Raw genomic sequence first — 293 nt, 5'->3', positions numbered from 1 at the left:
GTCGGACGAGGTGTCGAACCAGTCCTCGACACCGTCGTCCTCGGCGGGCCGGGAGACGGTGCCGTCGTCGGGGCTGGGCTCGTAGCGGAAGACGCCGTCCTCGCCGGGCGCACCCAGCATCCGGGTGAAGCCCTCCAGGGCCTTCCCGAAGTCGGACGGGACGACCCACAACTTGCTGGCCTCGCCCTCGGCCATCTGCGGCAGCGTCTGCAGGTACTCGTAGGCGAGCAGCTCCGGGGTGGGCTTGCCGGCCTTGATCGCGGCTAACTTCTTCTCGATCGCCTTCGACTCAC

General features: G+C 68.9%; 1 protein-coding gene. It reads right to left on the bottom strand.

Annotation, left to right across the window (positions count from 1 at the left end):
• Positions 1 to 293: hypothetical protein (locus tag DBV35_RS29830; RefSeq protein ID WP_211100086.1), on the bottom strand; the 293-nt coding region annotated here is incomplete at both ends.

The sequence above is a fragment of the Acuticoccus kandeliae genome, assembly GCF_003073115.1.
Note: the sequence above shows the minus strand (reverse complement) of the source record. Positions and strands in the feature narration are given on the sequence as shown.